Below are 15071 nucleotides of genomic sequence, written 5' to 3'. Positions count from 1 at the left end.
CTCCTTGCCCGGAAACGCGGGAATCGTCAGGCTCCCGAAAAAGCGTTCTTTTCGGCAGGCGGCACAGTGACCGGCCAGTCACGACAGTTACGGACTGCGCCGTTCTTACGCACCTCATGGAGAGAAGCCTGATCGAGTGTAGCGAAGATCCAGCCGCCAGTATCAAGCTTTCCTTCTGCGATCACGCCGTCAGCCGGAAATCCTCGATCCACCGGCCCGTAAATCCCCGCACAACCATGATTCTCATCCAGCGTGGCCAGCCAGGGGGCCTCCCCTACAGTGGGGGAAACCGCTACGAAACACTGGTTTTCCAGCGCTCGCGCCTGCGCCGAAATCTTCACACGATTGAAACCATGCATGGAATCCGTGCAGGTCGGGACAAGTATGAGCCATGCCCCCACTTCGACCTGAGCCCGTGCCAGCATCGGAAATTCCGAATCATAGCAGACGGACGTTCCGATCAGACCCCAGGGCGTCTCGAACACGCCCGGCGGATTGCCTGCCTTCACACCCCATGACTCGTTCTCGAACCGTGTCATGACGTGCTTGTCCTGAAACGCCACGGACCCATCCGGCGCGATCAACGGCGCGCGATTGCGCACTCCCGCCGCCTCCGGGCGCGGTAACGTCCCCGGCATCATCCAGACGGCATGCTTCTTCGCAGCATCCCGCATGATCGTGAGAAGCGCATCACTGTGCAGACAGATCGCATCCAGCTCGGCAGAGGGATCGGGTTCCTTCGTGATGGCGGCAGCGGCTTCCATGCAGGAATATTCCGGCATCAGCAGCAGGTCTGCCTGCGCCGCCCCTTCGGCCACCAGCCGATCAAGATGTGCCGCATACTCTTCGAGAGAGTCGATTTTCGCAACTTCCCATGCCAGCACGCCAAGACGAAGAGAAGTGCTCATCCGGCCTGTTCCTTTGGTAGCAGCGCCTCCGGGATCGGGGCGCCATTGAGTGACTTGATGTGGAAATCGAGCATGTGATCCCGCTCGCCAACAATACCCGGTTCTTTCCAGTCGAGATGACAGAAGACGTCGGGCAGGGGAGAGAAGCCACGTTTCGCCCAGAAATCCACCAGCGATTTCGCGTTCTCTGGGCGCCGCGGATCGGTTTTCCAGCGTCGCACAGCGCAGAATACGGCAAACGGTGCAGCGCTCGCGGAGCGTGCATGACGCTCGCGCTCCTCAAAGAAACGCACACCGATACCCTGTCCACGATACGCCTCCTGCAGGACGGATTCCCCAAAGTAAAAGAAATCGTCCATCGAGAGCCCGCGTTCTTCGAAGGGCGCGCGGATGCAGTCCATCTCGTCTTTCAGGGGCAGGCATGTCGAGGCACCGACAACCCTGTCGCCATCTCGTGCGACGATAACCGCCGTGCCCGGACTCTGCATGTAGGCACGCAGATAATCTTCCTCATAGGTGAGGTTGCCGTCATAGAGATATGGCCACTCACGGAAGACCGTGATCCGCAACCGTGCGAGATCAGGGACAACCCCAAGAAGACGTTCATCGCTGATTGTCTCAATCGTCACAGACATGACATCGGATTTCCCATTCTCATGAGGACCGGCCTCCTCAGCGTTGCCGGGTCTCCCAGTGTGGAGCGACGTAATACGGTGCATGCGATGGCGTCAGCATAGGCCGACCGAGGATGTGATCGGCAGCCTTTTCCGCAATCATCGTCGTCGGCGCATTCAGATTACCATTGGTGACACGCGGCATGATGGAAGAATCCACCACACGCAGACCTTCCACACCGATCACCCGCGTTTGCGGATCAACCACGGCCATCGGATCGTCCACGGCACCCATTTTGCAGGTGCATGACGGGTGTAGAGCGCTTTCCACCTTCTGGCGGATGAAGGTGTCGATCTGCTCGTCCGACGTGCAGTCTTCGCCGGGCTGCAATTCATTGCCGTGGAAAGGCTGGAACGCTTCCTGATTGAAAAGTTCGCGCGTCAGCCGCACGCAGGCGCGCATTTCCTCCCAGTCATCAGGATGGCTCAGATAGTTGAAGAGAATGGCCGGCTTGTCCGCAGGATTTGTCGATTTCAGCCGAACATGCCCGCGGCTCTTGGAGCGCATCGGACCGACATGTGCCTGATAACCGTGACCCGATGCCAGTCCCTTGCCGTCATACGTCACGGCCAGCGGCAGGAAATGGAACTGAATGTCCGGGTAGGGAACGCTTGCCTTGCTCCGGATGAACCCACAGCTCTCGAAATGGTTCGTGGCCCCAAGACCATCTTTCCGTAGAATCCAGCGCAGCCCGATTTTCAGCTTCGCCAGCGGACTCATGGCTGAATAGAGCGTGATCGGTTTCTTGCAGGCGATCTGAAAGTAAAATTCCAGATGATCCTGCAAATTCTCGCCCACGCCGGGCCGGTCCGCAATCACGGGAATGCCGAGCGCCCGAAGCTGATCGGCAGGACCGATTCCAGAAAGCAGCAGGAGCTGCGGCGAATTGATTGAACCACCGCAGAGAATGACTTCCTTGCGCGCGCGGGCCACACACTCTTTGCTCCCACGCGCGTAGGAAACCCCAACCGCCCGCTTGCCCTCGAACAGGATCTTCGTCGCGCGCGCCTGCTGATGCACGTCCAGATTCTTCCGGTGCATCACAGGCCGCAGATAAGCATTGGCTGTATTCCAGCGCCGACCGTCCTTGACGGTCATGCTCATCTTGTCGAAGCCTTCCTGCTGATAGCCGTTATAGTCGTGCGTGACCGGATATCCGGCCTGATAGCCCGCCTTCAGCCATGCCGCATGAAGCGGATTGTCCACCGTGCCATACTGGGTGTGCAGCGGGCCGGTGCGGCCACGATAGACGTCATCGCCTTCCGTGCAGGACTCGGCTTTTTTGAAGTAGGGCAGAACATCGGCGTAGGACCAGCCAGCCGCTCCCTCTTTCACCCAGTCTTCAAAGTCGAGCGCATTGCCGCGCACATACACCATGCCGTTGATGGAGGAGGAACCGCCCAGCCCCTTGCCGCGCGGCGTGAACATGCGTCGACCGTCAAGATGCGGCTCGGGCTCGCTTTCGTAAAACCAGTTGAAACGTTTGGAATGCATCGGCATCGCCAGCGCCGTCGGCATTTGAACGATGATCGACTTGTCGCTGCCACCAAACTCCAGCAGCAGCACGGTGTTTTTACCATCTTCCGTCAGGCGATTGGCCAGAACGCACCCGGCAGACCCGGCCCCGACGACGATATAATCAAATTCCTGTTCCATGGCCTGCCTCCTCAGTAAGGCGATTCAACATTGCCGAGCGCCACGTAAACGCTCTTGAGTTGCGTGTAATGTTCAAGCGCCGCCTGACTGTTTTCACGACCCAGCCCGGACTGTTTGTAGCCACCGAACGGCATTTCGATCGGCGTGATGTTGTACTGATTGATCCAGCATGTCCCGGCTTCCAGTGCCGCCACGACACGGTGCCCACGTGCAAGGTTGTTCGTGAACACGCCAGCCGCCAGCCCGAACTCGGTGGCATTGGCGCGGGCAATGACCTCTTCCTCATCCCGGAAATCGAGAACCGTCATGACAGGACCGAAGATTTCCTCACGCGCGATCTTCATGTCGTCATTGCAACCGACAAAGATTGTCGGCTGCATGAACGCGCCCTTGCCGAATGCACCTTCGGTCACGCGCTGACCACCTGTCAGGAGCTGGGCCCCTTCGGCAATTCCACTTTCAACATATGACATGACTTTTTCCAGATGCGGCGCGCTGATGAGCGCTCCCACATCTGTATCCATCGCCAGCGGATCACCAATTTTCATCGCCTCGACGCGCCGCTTCAGTTCGGCAAGGAACCGGTCACGGATGCCGGACTGCACGAAAACCCGTGTGCCATTCGAGCAGATTTCACCACCTGAATAGAAGTTTGCAAGCAGGGCAGCGGACACAGCGTTGTCCACGTCAGCATCGTCAAAGATAATGAGGGGAGATTTCCCTCCCAGTTCCAGCGTGACATATTTCAGCGTATTGGCGGCTTCGCGCATCACCGCCTTGCCGGTGGAGACCGAACCCGTAAGGCTGACTTTGCGAATATCCGGATCGGCGCAGAGACGACGGCCGACCTCTCCTGCGCCGTGCAGCACATTGAACACACCGTCCGGCACACCCGCCTCGCGATATATCTCGGCCAGACGCACGGATGTCAGCGGTGTCATCTCCGAACTCTTGAAGATCATTGCATTGCCGCAGGCCAGCGCCGGAGCGGACTTCCAGCAGGCGATCTGGATCGGATAGTTCCACGCGCCGATGCCTGCCGTCACACCGAGAGGTTCACGGCGTGTATAGGCAAAGGCCTGCTCGCCCAGATCAATCGCCTCGCCATTGATCGTGCAGGCAACGGAGCCGAAATATTCGAGCGCATCCGCACCGGAGAGAATATCCACCGTCGTCGTCTCGGCAATCGGCTTGCCGGTGTCCAGCGTTTCAATGCGTGCAAGAATATCGTTGTCACGCCGCAAAAGATCCGCAGCCTTGCGCAGAATACGTCCACGCTCGGTGCCGGTCATCCGTGCCCAGATCTTCTGCCCGCGCTTCGCGCTCTCAACGGCAGCGGTATGTTCCGTCTCACCGGCGATCTCAACTTCAGCCAGAACCTCACCGGTCGCTGGATTGCGTGTCTCGAACCGGGGGCCGCCCGACGGGGCAGCGCGACCATTGATCCAGTTGGAGCAGATTTCCTGCGCACCCTTCTGAATGGACGGAGCAGGCAGGCTGGCCTGATACAACGCGATCTGGCTGTCCAGAAAGGCCGTGACCTGCGCCCGTGCGCCCGCGCTGTCCGCTTCTTCCCATTCCGACAGTGCCGCCCGCAGCCATGTGCCGTCGATCAGCGCCGCGATGGAGGTGGCGAGGGAATAAACATTCCGACCGGGCAGGAGCGCCTTCAGGTCATGGGAAAGATTGGACAGCATCCGCTTCTGGTAGATCCGCTGGATGCGCTTCAGCGTCGGCACGTAAGGAACCTGCCCCCAGAAGGAAAGCCAGGTTGCACCTTCCTCCTGCTGGAACTGGTCGCGGGCAAGCAGGGAATCGATCACCGCCTGCAAACGCTCGCGCGGCGTGTGAGCGGTTGAAAAGCGATTCAGGATTTCACCGCGTAACGATTCGGAGAGGAACCAGAACGCGGTGGCGAGCAGCGTATCCTTATCGCCGAAATAATGAACCAGCAGGCTCGGAGACACATCTGCGCGTTCCGCGATCCGCGCCAGCGTCGCGCCCACATATCCGTGATCGGCCAGTACCGACAATGTTGCGGACACGAAACTGCGACGTCGGTCATCATCCAGTCGGGTCATGGCGGAAGGGGTGGGAGGCTGCATCATTTGCTCCGGACAAGGCATTGAATGACCATTTAACGGGGCGCTTATGTCGAAACGGAAAAGAAATGTCCACAGAAATGCAACTGCCGTCAAGCGGAAGAGTTTCTGGCGGATAAGCGTGTTTTTATAAGAAAAAATATAGTCCTCAGATCAAGTGAGTGGAAATTGACCGCTCATTCAATGTCCTGAGTGCTCATTCTGTTCGAAAAGGCGTCTCTATCCAATCCGATGTCGGAATAAATCAATTCTTGTCTGTTCCAGACCCGCAATGATGAAGGCGGTCTGGGGTCATGGCCGAAATGAACTCTCGCATCATCCATATCTGCTGATTTCCGACAGGCGAATGAGGCGGCTATTTCGAAACAGATGCTGGACATGTTGCGATATCGAACTGAAAGTGGAGGGGAGACCCGGATGTCAGCATCGCTTGCCTGTTCCGGAAGTCGCGGCGGTCACAAAGATTCACACGGCTCTATCGCTCGCCCTGGCCAGGCCCGAAATTTCCAGATCGTGAAGTGAAAGCAATGAACGGCGTCGAAGAATGGATTACCTCACATAAAATTCCTGTGGGCGCGGCCGCGTCCTCCGCTGTCGACTGGATCAGAGATCACTGCCAGGGGTTCTTCAACGCTCTCAGCGACGTGATCGGCTCATGCGCCGACGGGTTCACTAATCTGCTGATTTCCATTCCATCCGTCCTGTTCGTAGCACTTCTCACCGTCGGCGTCTGGTTCTGGAAACGGGCCATCGCGCCATGCGCCCTCGTCGCCTTCGGACTGCTGTTCATCATCAATCAGGGTTACTGGGAAGATACGATGGCGACCCTGTCGCTTATCTTCTTCTCCACCGTCACCTGCATGCTCATCGGCGTGCCCATCGGCATCGCCTCCGCGCACCGCCCCTGGCTTGCCCGGGGTCTGCATCCCGTGCTCGACCTGATGCAGACCCTGCCCACCTTCGTTTATCTCATTCCGACCCTGATCCTGTTCGGCCTCGGCACCGTTCCCGGCACCATTTCGACCGTCGTGTTCGCCATTCCAGCCCCGATCCGCATGACCCAGCTCGGCATTTCCTCCGTGCCGCGCGCCCTGCTCGAAGCGGGGGACGCGTTCGGGGCCACACCCCGCCAGCGCCTGTGGAAAGTGGAGGTGCCCGCCGCCCTGCCGATGATCCGCGAGGGCCTCAGCCAGTGCATCATGCTCAGCCTGTCGATGGTGGTCATCGCCGCCCTCGTCGGTGCCGGTGGACTAGGTGTTCCTGTCGTCCGCGCCCTGAACACGGTTCAGATCGACACCGGGTTTGAATCCGGCCTCGCCATCGTGCTGGTCGCCATCATTCTCGACCGGCTCTGCCGTAAGAAAACCCATTGAGCGAGGACGTCACGATGGAAACCCCCACGACGGCCCCCCGTACCGGAAGTGCTGCCCTCGCGTTCCGCAATGTCGATATCCTCTTTCATCGCCATAATTCACAGACCGCTCTGGCACAGGCCGTCAAACGTCTCGACGAAGGAGGGACCCGCGAGCAGATCGCCTCCGAGCTCGGTGTGACCGTCGGTGTGGCGAACGCCAGTCTCGAGATTCACCGTGGTGAAATCAGCGTTCTGATGGGTCTGTCGGGTTCGGGAAAGTCCACCCTCCTGCGCGCCGCTAATCGCCTCAACCGTGTGACACGCGGCAGTGTGGAGATCGGCAACGGCACGGCCTTCGTCGATGTCGCCTCCTGCGACGATGAGACGCTGCGTGACATGCGCCGCACGCGCGTCACCATGGTGTTCCAGCAGTTCGGGCTGCTTCCCTGGCGCACGGTTCGCGAAAATGTCGCCTTCGGTCTGGAACTTCGCGGCTTTACACCGAATGCCCGCCGCAAGATCGCCGATGAGAAGCTCGAACTCGTCGGCCTCAACCGCTGGGCGAACTCGTATGTCTCGGAACTGTCCGGCGGTATGCAGCAGCGTGTCGGGCTGGCCCGCGCCTTTGCCACCGACGCCGACATCCTCCTCATGGATGAGCCGTTTTCCGCCCTCGACCCGCTGATCCGTCGCAAGCTGCAGGACGAACTGCTCGACCTCCAGAAGCGCCTTCGGAAAACCATCCTGTTTGTCAGCCACGATATCGACGAAGCCCTGCGCATCGGCAGTCATATCGCCATCATGCGCGAGGGGAGGATTATTCAGGCCGGTTCCCCACAGGAAATCATCTCCTCGCCGGTGAATGATTATGTCCGCGACTTCGTGCGGCACATGAATCCGCTGCCGCTGATCAACGCCGCCAGCGTCATGCGTCCGCTCGACGCCTGTCCGCGCTGGGACAGCGACAACATCCAGCTGGATGTCCGGGGGCATTATTTCTTCAATCCGCTGACAGCCACGATCCGTAATGCGGACGGGCTGGAAATCGCCCTCGAAAATCCGGAAATTGGGGAGGTAGACCTGCTCTCCGTGGTGCCCGGGCATGTTTATTGCGTGCCGTCCTCCGCTACCCTGAACACGGTCGCGGTGCTGCGTCAGAAAAGCGGCATGCCGGTCCTGATCACGGACGCCGGGCAGATCGTCGGATTGTGCGACGATGAAGACATGATCGCCGCAATTACAGGAGTTGTTCGCGCGGCATGAGACGCGCGTGAACGGTTTCCCGCCGCCTGTCCGGGCAGGAGTAGGCGGCCTGATATGAGGTTGTTGTTATTGCGTAATGGGCGGAGCTGGTTTCATACTTGCTTACGACAGGGCGCCAATCGAAAAAGGATGTATAAAGGTATGAAGAAGAAACTTCTCGCCTCGATGGTTTTCCTTGGTCTCGGCCTGCGGGTTCTGCCCGCTCAGGCTGCGGACCCTGCATCCTGTCAGATGGTACGCTTCGGCGATGTCGGCTGGTCCGACGCCGCCGTGACCAATGGCGTCGCCATGAACGTTCTCGCCGGTATGGGTTACAAGACGAAGCTGACGATGGTCACGCTCTCGGTCGCTTATCTGTCCCTCGAAAATCATCAATTGGACGTGTTCCTCAGCGACTGGGAACCCTCTGGCGCTTCCTACATCGATCCCTATCTCAAGCGCGGCAAGGTGGAGCGGCTGAGTGAAAGTCTGTCCGGCGCGCGCTACACGCTCGCTGTGCCTGATTACGTCTCGAAAGCAGGTCTGACTGACTTCAAGGACATCGCAGGCTGGGGTTCCAAGCTCAACAATACGATCTATGGCATCGAGTCCGGAAACGACGGCAACAAGATCGTTCTCGGCATGATCAAGAGCAATGATTTCAGCCTCGGGAAATTCCACCTGAACGAGAGCAGCGAGCAGGGGATGCTGTCCCAGGTTTCCCGCGCCATCTCCGCACAGAAACCGATTGTGTTCCTCGCATGGGAGCCGCATCCCATGAACATGCGTTTCCATCTGACTTATCTGAGTGGCGGCGACAAACAGTTCGGTGCGTCCGCCACCGTCAACACGATTGCCGCCAGTGGCTATGCAGCGAAATGTCCGAATGTCGCTCATTTTCTCAAGCAGCTGAATTTCAGCATCGCTCAGGAAAACGAGATGATGACGACAATCGCCGATACGCACACCCAGCCTGCCAAAGCGACAAAGGACTGGCTTAAAACCCACCCGGAAGTTCTGGACAAATGGCTCGACGGGGTCACGACTCTTGACGGCGCAACGGCTTTGCCAGCGGTCAAGGCCTCTCTCGGACTGTAAGGACAGCGCAGGGGAGCGTTATGTGTTCCCCTGCGCATCGTTTTTCAGAAAAACGGAGGCGAAAAGCCTCCTAATTCTGTAAAGTATTGGTAACCGCAACTCTTTACTCGCCGTGCCTTCCCGCAAAACAGGCAACAATCTGGAGAGCCCAGCCTGCCTCAGGCGGCAGCCGCGGCGCACCGGCTGCAGAGACCTTCCACCTCGACAGTCGAGTGGTGAATTCTGAATCCCGCGTCTTTTGAGGCAGCTTTGATCGCCGACAGAATGGCCGGATCTTCCAGTTCCGTCACACTGGAGCAGGTGCGACAGATCAGGAACTGGCTGGCGTGAATGCAGTCCGCATCATGATCGTGGCAGGGGGACCGTCCCAGCGTATGCGTGCAGGGGACAAATGCCGAAAGCCGTTCGATCTTGTGGATCAGCCCGAACTCCATCAGGAATTCCAGCGTGCGGTAAACGGTCGGCGGCGCGGCATTCCCCTGAACGGCCTGCAACCGTTGTAAAAGATCATACGCTCCGAGCGGCGCCTTTGCTTCAAGCATCAGGCCCAGAATCTGCCGTCGCAGCGCTGTCAGCTTTACGTGCCGCTTTACGCACAGCGCCTCCGCACGCGTAAGAAGCGCCTCGATATCAGCCGGAAACGAGAGCGGGGAAGTGGTAAGATCATCAGGCATTTGTGTTCAATGTTATTCCATAACCTTCCGGCTGCCCACCCTCACCAGACTTTCCTTGCCGCCTCCGCCAGCATTTCCGGAATCAGCTCGGTCTCCGGCAGATTTTTCCAGTATTTCGGCGACATTTCGGACCGCATGGCCTTCACTTTTACGCGCGCAGGATTGAAAATCGAGCGGTAATAGGTCTTCCACAAAGCTTCCGTCTCATCCTCCACGATCTCCCGTGAGCAGATCTCCCGCGTGACCACGCACGTCTCGCCATCCCAGCCGATGGAACCTCGGGGTGTGAGGATGATCCAGTTCATGTCCGTGAACCGCCGTGCGAAAAAGGACGCAACACGCTCTAGCACATGGTGTTCCGGCTCGAACCACGCCACGAAATGCCGCGTATTGCTGCCCTCCGGCGTTCTTTCCCGGAACCGCACAAAGGCTTTCATCTTGTGAACGTCATGCCGGATCTGATGGCACATCCGTCGGGCCAGAATCATGTCCGGATCGGTGACTGTGCGCAGCAGCGCCCGTTCCGTCCTGCTGCGCCAGAGGATGCGATAAGCCAGATCGAACCGCTCCACACTTTCATGGCACAGGACCGTCTCCAGCAGATGCAGGCAGTCGCGCGTCACGCGGCCTCCGCTGGCGCGAACCGGCAATAACGGTGTTTCAGACATGGAAAACAGATCATCTTGTCCGGATGGGCATTCCCAGATCACCAGAGACGGCGGAACGCCAGCCCCCAGAAATGCCCGCGCATGATCCCGCCAGAGCGCGAAGGACGCATCGGCCGGGAGTGAAACGCGATACTCCTTCACAGCAGGGAAAGCTGCTTTGGTGGCGGTGCGAACAGGGCCTTCAGATCCAGACGATCCAGAAGTTTCACCGGTTTCCAGTCCGGGGTGGTGATGAACGGCCTTACTTTCCGTAAACTCACGCGCAGCCGCTCCAGATCATCCAGCCGGATGAGCTTGTGCCGACGGGCCGAAAGCAATGCCGTCACCGAGCGGGGGCCAAGACCGGGAACACGAAGCAGCAGTTCACGCGGTGCCCGGTTCACTTCCACCGGAAAGACATGCCGGTTGTCCAGCGCCCATGACAGCTTGGGATCAACATCCAGATCCAGCATTCCGTCTGGACGCGATTCCGTGATTTCCTGAAACTGAAACCCATAGAAACGGAAAAGCCAGTCCGCCTGATACAGCCGATGCTCGCGGAGGAGAGGAGGGCGCTGCGCCGGAAGTGCCTCGGACGCATGTGGGATGGGGCTGAACGCCGAGTAATAGACCCGCCTCAGCCGATAATCCGAATAAAGTGCGGAACTGCTCGACAGAATATCCTGATCCGTCGCCGCATCGGCGCCCACGATCATCTGGGTGCTTTGTCCACCCGGCGCGAACCGTGCTGGCCGCTTTCCTGAAGGTGCTTTTTCCTTCGCGGCATCCATGCGCTGGCGCATATGCCCCATGGCCGACCGGATGCCGGCAGCATCTTTTTCCGGCGCATACTGGTTCAGTCCGCGCTCAGTCGGCATCTCGACATTGATGGAAAGGCGGTCCGCATAAAGCCCGGCTTCGGCCAGAAGCTCTGGAGAGGCGTCCGGGATCGCCTTGAGGTGGATATATCCGCGAAATCCCTTGTCCAGTCGGAGAACCTTCGCGATCCGAACCATCTCTTCCATCGTATAATCGGAAGACCGGATGATGCCGGAGGACAGGAAGAGTCCCTCGATATAGTTGCGTCTGTAAAACTCCAGCGTCAGCCAGACAATTTCCTCAACCGAGAAGCGCGCCCGTTCCACTCCGGAGGATACGCGATTGATGCAGTAGGCGCAGTCATAGATGCAGAAATTCGTCATCAGGATCTTGAGCAGCGAGACACAGCGCCCGTCTGGCGTCCATGTGTGGCAGATGCCACTCCGCTCGGTTGATCCCAGCCCCTTTTCCTTTCCTTTGGCAGCCCCGCGCCGATCCGAGCCGCTCGAGGCGCAGGACGCATCGTATTTGGCGGCGTCAGACAGAATCGCCAGTCTTTCGGAGAAGGTGCGTTTCATGATGTGTTCATGTTATGTTCCGTTTGAGTGATCGTCAAATGTTTCCTTCCCTCTGACGGAAGAATGAGGAATGAAACAGCTTCTTCTGGTGCTTCCATGAGCCAGAGAAATGCAGGGTGTCTTGAAAGCAGCCCAAAACGCGCTGCCCCCGGTTGCTGCAATCGAGAAGCTCACTACGATGCGAGGCCTCTGGCTGCCGACCATCACGGCGGCTCATCACAAGGCTGCCTTTCGAAAGTGCCGGAACACCCCACGACGTTGGTGGGGAGGCGCAACAAGCATGTCTTGAGGGAGGCGCTCGATGATATGGCAACCGGACATGGAGTTGCGGGAAGGTATAGCGCACAGGACGAGGCGAACGGCTCACGTCTGACAAGGGTGTTCCGCCTCTGGCCTGATAAGTAAAAGTCAGCGTCTTTCCATCTCTGATGTGCGGATAGCGCAGGAAGCAGGAAAACGTTCCCACATCGCCCGCTTCGTGGAATGCGCTCGTCACATCACGGGCATCAAAATCTACCAACCGTTCGCTGCCACTGCCCGGTTGCGAGAAGAGAAGTCCTCGAAACGGGCTCCCTATTTTGCATGGACAACATTTCGTTTCCGAACCATTATGGATAACGGACATCCTTACGGAGAAGGCGGATCAAGGACGGAATGAGCATTACATCTCCCGCAGGTAACGTCACCGACGAAGGATATCACAAGGGTCTTGGTCGCAGGCAGATGCAGATGATCGCCATCGGCGGCTGCATCGGGACCGGTCTCTTCCTCGGCGCTGGCAGCCGCCTTCAGGTTGGGGGGCCGTCGCTCGCCATCGTCTATGCCGTCTGCGGGGTCTTCGCCTTCCTTATCCTGCGCGCACTCGGCGAACTCGCCATGCATCGCCCGAGCAGCGGCAGCTTCGTGTCCTACGCCCGCGAGTTTCTTGGCGACAAGGCCGCTTACGTCGCCGGTTGGACCTCCTTCCTCAACTGGGCCATGACCGGCATCGCCGATATCACGGCCGTAGCACTCTACATGCATTTCTGGAGCGCCTTCGCGCCCGTGCCCCAGTGGGTGCTCGCCCTCGCGGCGCTGTGCGTCGTCACAGGCATGAACCTCATCGGCGTGAAATATTTCGGCGAGATGGAGTTCTGGTTCTCGCTCATCAAGGTGCTGGCCCTGATCGTGTTCCTCATCGCAGGAACCGTCATCCTCGGCAGCGGCATGCCGGTCGGTGGCCACGAGACAGGATTTCATCTCATCACCGACAATGGCGGCTTCTTTCCACATGGTGTGTTCGCCGCACTCGCCATCACACAGGGGGTCGTCTTCGCCTATTCGGGGATCGAACTCATCGGCACAGCGGCCGGGGAGTGCGAAAATCCCCGCGAGATCCTGCCCCGCGCCATCAACAGCGTCATCTGGCGCATCGCCATCTTCTATATCGGGTCCGTGGTGCTGCTCGTCTGCCTGCTGCCCTGGACCGCCTATCATGCCGGCGAGAGTCCGTTCGTGACCTTCTTCAACGCGCTCGGCGTGCCCTACGCCGACAGCGTGATGAACCTCATCGTGCTCACTGCCGCGCTTTCCAGCCTGAATTCCGGCGTCTATTCCACCAGCCGCGTGCTCCGTGCCCTCGCACTCGGCGGCTCGGCCCCACGCTTTCTGGCGGCGATGAACAGCCACTCCGTGCCTTATGCCGGAATCCTGCTGACGGTGGCGTTCTATCTCGTCGGCGTCGCCCTGAATTACGTCGTGCCGCAGGAAATCTTCGAAATCGTCCTCAGCTTCGCCGCCATCGGCATCATCGCTACATGGGCCATCATCCTGATGAGCCAGATCGCCTACCGCCGGGCCGTGGCACGAGGCGAATTTCCAGCCCCCACCTACAAAATGCCCGGTGCGCCGTTCACATCCTATATCACGCTGGTCTTTCTCGGCGGCGTCCTCGTGCTGATAGGGTGCGATTATCCGGCCGGAACCATCACGATCGCGGCGAGCCCCGTCTTTGTCATACTGCTGGTGGTGGGCTGGCGGCTCATCCCGAAAAAACCACCCATGCTGATGCCGGAGACCCAGCCCTCCGCCGCCCTGACCGACCTCATGCTGCCATCGAAGTGACGGGAAATGCCGCAATGCTGGCGTTTCCAATTTTTTTCACATGCTCTTCTCAAAGCGGAGGTGGCGGATCCGGTCGCAGCGTGTAAATGTCGCGCAGTCTGGATTTGGGCCACACGGATTTCCGTTCTCCGGAGACTCCGCCACACACGGGGCTGATGAACCGGGCAGGGCGGAAACGGCATTCCCGTCATTGCGGCGCAGGGCGGGGGCGAGTTCGAGGTCGGCTGCATGTGCGTTCCCAGGCGCGCACCATAGGTTGAAGCAATAAAGGGTAGAAAAATGTCCATCGACCGTATGAAAAGCCAGATATCGGAAAAGGCTGGCTTCATCGCGGCGCTCGACCAGAGCGGCGGCTCGACCCCCGGCGCCCTCAAGGCTTACGGCGTCCCCGAGACCGCCTATTCGTCGGACGAGGATATGTTCCGTCTCATCCACGAGATGCGCGTCCGGATCATCACCGCTCCCAGCTTCTCCGGCGACAAGGTCATCGGCGCGATCCTTTTCGAGCGCACGATGGACGGCGAGGCCAAAGGCAAGTCGGTTCCGGCCTATCTGTGGGAAGATCGCGGCGTGGTGCCGTTCCTCAAGATCGACAAAGGTCTTGAGGACGAAGTGAACGGCGTCCGTCTGATGAAGCCGAATCCGGGTCTCGACACGCTCCTCGCCCGCGCCGCGAAACTCGGCATCTATGGCACGAAAGAGCGCTCGGTCATCAACCTGCCGAACCCCGAAGCCATCGCCGCCATCGTGAAGCAGCAGTTCGAGATCGGCCATCAGGTCGCCTCCCACGGTCTGGTGCCGATCCTCGAGCCGGAAGTACTGGTGAAGAGCCCGGACAAGAAGGGTGCCGAAGCCATTCTCCGTGACGAAGTCCTGAAGGCGCTCGACACCATGCCGGGCGACTACAAGGTCATGCTGAAAGTCACGATTCCCGAAGTGGCCGACCTGTATGCCGATATCGTCAAGCACCCGCGCATGGAGCGCCTCGTCGCCCTCTCGGGCGGTTACCCGCTCGATGAGGCCTGCACGCGCCTTAAGCAGAACCACGGCATGATCGCCAGCTTCTCCCGCGCCCTGCTCGCCGGTCTTCAGGCCGGTAGCTCGGATGCGGAGTTCGACGCCACACTCAGCAAGATGATCAACAAGATCTATGACGCTTCCGTGAACAAGGTCTGAGCGTTCCAGATTATCCTGCAAAAACACCGTGACCCATAT

At 59.1% G+C, this 15071-nt stretch carries 12 protein-coding genes; 5 read left to right on the top strand and 7 right to left on the bottom strand.

The genetic code is table 11. The features are described from left to right. Positions 1-26 precede the first annotated feature (26 nt). From GOB81_RS00965 to betB, 4 genes are read right to left on the bottom strand one after another with little or no spacing between them, the layout of a single operon-like run. Complete coding sequence (locus tag GOB81_RS00965; protein ID WP_173568504.1) at positions 27-908, bottom strand: carbon-nitrogen hydrolase family protein; 882 nt, start codon at positions 906-908, stop codon at positions 27-29. Next, positions 905-1543, bottom strand: a complete 639-nt coding sequence (locus GOB81_RS00960) for a GNAT family N-acetyltransferase (RefSeq protein ID WP_173568503.1) — start codon at positions 1541-1543, stop codon at positions 905-907. Before GOB81_RS00960 ends, GOB81_RS00965 begins: the two co-directional genes overlap by 4 nt. Positions 1544-1580: 37 nt before the next feature. Next, the gene (gene betA / locus GOB81_RS00955; RefSeq protein ID WP_173568502.1) at positions 1581-3239 is read right to left on the bottom strand and encodes a choline dehydrogenase; all 1659 of its coding nucleotides are present in this window, start codon (positions 3237-3239) and stop codon (positions 1581-1583) included. A gap of 11 nt (positions 3240-3250) precedes the next feature. After that, positions 3251-5347, bottom strand: coding sequence for a betaine-aldehyde dehydrogenase (gene betB, locus GOB81_RS00950; protein WP_173568501.1), 2097 nt, complete (start codon positions 5345-5347; stop codon positions 3251-3253). A gap of 521 nt (positions 5348-5868) precedes the next feature. Here betB and choW point away from each other — a divergent pair. The 3 genes from choW to choX all read left to right on the top strand — a co-directional run bounded on the left by choW (position 5869) and on the right by choX (position 9035). After that, positions 5869-6714, top strand: coding sequence for a choline ABC transporter permease subunit (gene choW / locus GOB81_RS00945; RefSeq protein WP_173568500.1), 846 nt, complete (start codon positions 5869-5871; stop codon positions 6712-6714). Beyond that, positions 6711-7958 carry a choline ABC transporter ATP-binding protein gene (gene choV / locus GOB81_RS00940; protein WP_242009961.1) on the top strand — a complete coding sequence of 416 codons (1248 nt, stop codon included), beginning with the start codon at positions 6711-6713 and terminating at the stop codon, positions 7956-7958. The genes choW and choV overlap by 4 nt, the downstream gene beginning before the upstream one ends. A gap of 141 nt (positions 7959-8099) precedes the next feature. Beyond that, the gene (choX, locus tag GOB81_RS00935) at positions 8100-9035 is read left to right on the top strand and encodes a choline ABC transporter substrate-binding protein (protein ID WP_173568499.1); all 936 of its coding nucleotides are present in this window, start codon (positions 8100-8102) and stop codon (positions 9033-9035) included. A 158-nt stretch (positions 9036-9193) separates the two neighbouring features. Here the strand turns inward: choX and GOB81_RS00930 are convergent, their stop codons facing one another. The 3 genes from GOB81_RS00930 to GOB81_RS00920 are packed head-to-tail and all read right to left on the bottom strand — an operon-like array spanning position 9194 to position 11753. Then, positions 9194-9709: a Fur family transcriptional regulator gene (locus tag GOB81_RS00930; protein ID WP_173568498.1), complete on the bottom strand. Its 516-nt coding sequence runs from the start codon at positions 9707-9709 to the stop codon at positions 9194-9196. Positions 9710-9750: 41 nt separating this feature from the next. Beyond that, entirely contained in the window at positions 9751-10518 is a 768-nt protein-coding gene (locus tag GOB81_RS00925; RefSeq protein WP_173568497.1) for a TIGR03915 family putative DNA repair protein, read from the bottom strand. Beyond that, positions 10515-11753, bottom strand: coding sequence for a putative DNA modification/repair radical SAM protein (locus GOB81_RS00920; RefSeq protein WP_173568496.1), 1239 nt, complete (start codon positions 11751-11753; stop codon positions 10515-10517). The genes GOB81_RS00925 and GOB81_RS00920 overlap by 4 nt, the downstream gene beginning before the upstream one ends. A gap of 654 nt (positions 11754-12407) precedes the next feature. Here GOB81_RS00920 and GOB81_RS00915 point away from each other — a divergent pair. Both GOB81_RS00915 and GOB81_RS00910 read left to right on the top strand, forming a co-directional pair. Beyond that, positions 12408-13856, top strand: a complete 1449-nt coding sequence (locus GOB81_RS00915) for an amino acid permease (protein ID WP_173568495.1) — start codon at positions 12408-12410, stop codon at positions 13854-13856. 279 nt (positions 13857-14135) lie between these two features. Further along, positions 14136-15032: a fructose bisphosphate aldolase gene (locus GOB81_RS00910; protein WP_173568494.1), complete on the top strand. Its 897-nt coding sequence runs from the start codon at positions 14136-14138 to the stop codon at positions 15030-15032. Positions 15033-15071 lie beyond the last annotated feature (39 nt).

Source organism: Acetobacter conturbans, assembly GCF_011516755.1.
Lineage (GTDB): Bacteria > Pseudomonadota > Alphaproteobacteria > Acetobacterales > Acetobacteraceae > Acetobacter > Acetobacter conturbans.
The sequence above is the reverse complement of the archived record's forward strand: the minus strand, read 5'-3'. Positions and strand labels throughout refer to the sequence as shown.

What these genes read in the sequence shown, in the direction of transcription:
- betB (WP_173568501.1), bottom strand. Translation starts at nt 5,347, where the DNA reads ATGATGCAGCCTCCCACCCCTTCCGCCATGACCCGACTGGATGATGAC.
- choX (WP_173568499.1), top strand. Translation starts at nt 8,100, where the DNA reads ATGAAGAAGAAACTTCTCGCCTCGATGGTTTTCCTTGGTCTCGGCCTG.
- GOB81_RS00960 (WP_173568503.1), bottom strand. Translation starts at nt 1,543, where the DNA reads ATGTCTGTGACGATTGAGACAATCAGCGATGAACGTCTTCTTGGGGTT.
- GOB81_RS00915 (WP_173568495.1), top strand. Translation starts at nt 12,408, where the DNA reads ATGAGCATTACATCTCCCGCAGGTAACGTCACCGACGAAGGATATCAC.
- choW (WP_173568500.1), top strand. Translation starts at nt 5,869, where the DNA reads ATGAACGGCGTCGAAGAATGGATTACCTCACATAAAATTCCTGTGGGC.
- betA (WP_173568502.1), bottom strand. Translation starts at nt 3,239, where the DNA reads ATGGAACAGGAATTTGATTATATCGTCGTCGGGGCCGGGTCTGCCGGG.
- GOB81_RS00920 (WP_173568496.1), bottom strand. Translation starts at nt 11,753, where the DNA reads ATGAAACGCACCTTCTCCGAAAGACTGGCGATTCTGTCTGACGCCGCC.
- GOB81_RS00930 (WP_173568498.1), bottom strand. Translation starts at nt 9,709, where the DNA reads ATGCCTGATGATCTTACCACTTCCCCGCTCTCGTTTCCGGCTGATATC.
- GOB81_RS00965 (WP_173568504.1), bottom strand. Translation starts at nt 908, where the DNA reads ATGAGCACTTCTCTTCGTCTTGGCGTGCTGGCATGGGAAGTTGCGAAA.
- GOB81_RS00910 (WP_173568494.1), top strand. Translation starts at nt 14,136, where the DNA reads ATGTCCATCGACCGTATGAAAAGCCAGATATCGGAAAAGGCTGGCTTC.